This window comes from Mesorhizobium sp. M7A.F.Ca.CA.001.10.2.1 (assembly GCF_003998575.1).
Taxonomy (GTDB): Bacteria; Pseudomonadota; Alphaproteobacteria; order Rhizobiales; family Rhizobiaceae; genus Mesorhizobium.
In genome coordinates, this window is sequence record NZ_RZQY01000768.1 from 1 (window position 1) to 2,612 (window position 2,612).

Annotated in this window: 2 protein-coding genes and 1 pseudogene; all 3 read left to right on the forward strand. The window is 60.5% G+C overall.

What is annotated here, in order from left to right; translation table 11 throughout:
* Positions 1-131: pseudogene (locus tag EN964_RS38890) on the forward strand (phosphonate ABC transporter substrate-binding protein); the annotation flags it as partial.
* Positions 132-205: 74 nt separating this feature from the next.
* Positions 206-1,180 (forward strand): phosphonate ABC transporter, permease protein PhnE, encoded by a 975-nt coding sequence (gene phnE, locus EN964_RS31395; RefSeq protein WP_127271835.1) that lies wholly within the window; start codon positions 206-208, stop codon positions 1,178-1,180.
* Between the two features lie 4 nt (positions 1,181-1,184).
* Positions 1,185-2,612 (forward strand): phosphonate ABC transporter, permease protein PhnE (phnE, locus tag EN964_RS31400; RefSeq protein ID WP_127277192.1); only part of this gene is annotated, 1,428 nt, incomplete at its 3' end.

A 2,612-nucleotide genomic window follows, 5' to 3' on the forward strand; every position in this document is an offset into this window, starting at 1 on the left:
CCAAGCTTCCGCAGACCGACCCGGCCTGTTTCGCGGCGGTGCAAGGCGGCGACTTCAAGAGCTATTCGCCGGTCACCCCGGAATTCTATCAGGCGATCATCGACGCTCGTAAGGCGAAGATCGGCTCGTAAGCCAAAAGGCACGACGCCGCCGGGGCCAAAGTGCCGCCGGCGGCGTTGCCGCGTCACGGGCTGGGGAACCATCGATGAGTGCGACCGAAATTTACCGCGCGCCTGCGCTCTCCACGGAAGGAGCGTTAGCCGAGCGGCACTGGCGCGACCTCGCCGCTCGCCGGCGCCTCTACACGATCGGAGGCCTGGTTTTCCTGTTGCTTGCGCTCTCGGGCTCGCTCTGGTTCGCCAATGAGACCAACGCCGGAAAGTTCTTCGACCGCCTTCCCCACATCGCCGACTTTTTCGTCGAATTGAAGCCGCGCGACTGGTTCGACCCGGTGCGCGCGCTGTTCGACCTGCCGTCGCCCTATGACGATGGCAGCCTCAAATTCGACTATCCCGAAGGCCGGGTCTACCTGACCCAAGGCATCTACATTCCGGAGTATTTCTACCGGATGATCGAGACCCTGAACATTGCGCTGTTTTCGACCCTGGTCGGCTCCACCTTCGGTTTCCTGCTCTGCTTCCTGGCTGCAAGCAACGTGACGGCCAGCCGCTGGCTCCGCTTCACCACGCGCCGCTTCCTCGAAATTGTCCGCGCCTTTCCGGAAATCGTCATTGCCGGCTTTTTTCTGGCGATTTTCTCGCTTGGGCCCATTCCAGCGATCCTCGCGGTCAGCATCCACACCGTCGGCGCGCTCGGAAAAATGTTCTACGAAGTGGTCGAGAACGCCGACATGAAGCCTGACGAAGGCTTGCGGGCCGTTGGCGCCAACTGGGTCGAACGGGTGTGGTTCGGCATGGTGCCTCAGGTTCTGCCCAACTTCATGAGCTATTTCCTGCTCCGCTTCGAGATCAATGTGCGCGCTTCGACCATTCTCGGTGCCGTCGGCGCCGGCGGCATCGGCGAATCCCTGCGTCTTTCGATCAGCCGGGGCCATGAGGCCAAGACCATAGCCATCGTGTTTCTGCTGTTCTGCACGATTGTCGCCGTTGACCAGTTTTCGGCATGGCTGAGACAACGTCTCGTCGGCAGGCAGGCGTTCGCATACGGGCGCGGAGAGTAACGCAATGAACGCCGACGCCATCAACGACATCGCCGCTCGCTATCCCGATGCGTTTCAGCGGCCTTTATGGAAGCGCTATGCCGCCCCGTTCGGCATCCTTCTATGCATCCTCTACACCTTTTACTGCTCGTGGTTCTTCTCGATCGGCATCGTTCTCGGAAAGGCGAACTGGAACCTGGCCGGCGCTTATCTCGCCGACTGGGTGTCTTACGAAATCCGCCCGGACATCGAATTCAAGGACGGCTATCTGACCATCGACTACTCTCGTTTCTCCAAACTGGGATCCAATCCAAATCCCGACTGGGTTATCAAGCAGATTGCCGAGGTCGAGCGGCGGGTCGACGCCGCACCGGCACCGGCGACCGCGACCGACAAGTCGTCGCAGGGTTCGTTCATGGCGGCTGGCGCGCCAACGGCCGAGAATCCGGCCCCCTCGCCAGACAAACCAGTTCCGGCCGCGCCCAAAACGGTGCGCGAAAAGGCCGTGGTGGCGGCGACCGTCGTCCTTGGCAGCGGCCAGATCGCCATTGCGCCAAATCTTGTCACGGTGACGCGCGGCGCCGAAAGCGTCGTCTTCGACATTGCCAAGGACAGGTCTGTCACGCCGCGCACACCGCTGCCTGACTGGATAGAGCAACGCAAGCCAGGTTCGACAGCCTATGTCTCGTTCGGATTTTTGGGCCGCGCTGAAGTGCAAAATGACGAGGTGATCGCCTGGAGGCGGTTTTTTGGTTGGGCGAATTTTGTGTTTGACACGAATTCGCCATTCTGGGGAAAATCGTTTGGCGAGGTCGCTTCATTGATCGTCTCCGGAGAACGCATCGATCCGTCGAGGTCAAACGCAGCGCTTGCCTGGGACAACATCCTCTACAATGCCGAGTGGCAACACGGCGACGTGTGGCTGAAGCTTCTGCAAACCATCGTCATGGCTTTTGTCGGCACAGTGTTGGCCTCGGTCGTCGCCTTTCCGCTCGCCTTCCTGGCTGCGCGCAACATCACGCCGAACTGGTTGACCAACCAGGCGACAAAACGCTTCTTCGACTTCCTGCGGTCTGTCGACATGCTGATCTGGGCGCTGTTCTTCACCCGCGGCTTTGGTCCGGGGCCGCTGGCCGGCATGTCGGCGATCTTCTTCACCGATACCGGAACCCTGGGCAAGCTCTATTCCGAGGCGCTGGAAAACATCGACGACAAGCAGCGCGAAGGCATCCGCTCGGTGGGCGCCACACCAACAATGGTGCAACGCTACGGCGTGCTGCCTCAGGTTCTGCCAGTGTTCCTTAGCCAATCCCTCTATTTCTGGGAATCGAACACCCGCTCGGCGACAATCATCGGCGCCGTCGGTGCCGGCGGCATCGGTCTGAAATTATGGGAAGCCATGCGCACCGGCACCAACTGGGCCAATGTTTTCTACATGGTGCTGTTGATCCTG

What these genes read in the sequence shown, in the direction of transcription:
- phnE (WP_127271835.1), top strand. Translation starts at nt 206, where the DNA reads ATGAGTGCGACCGAAATTTACCGCGCGCCTGCGCTCTCCACGGAAGGA.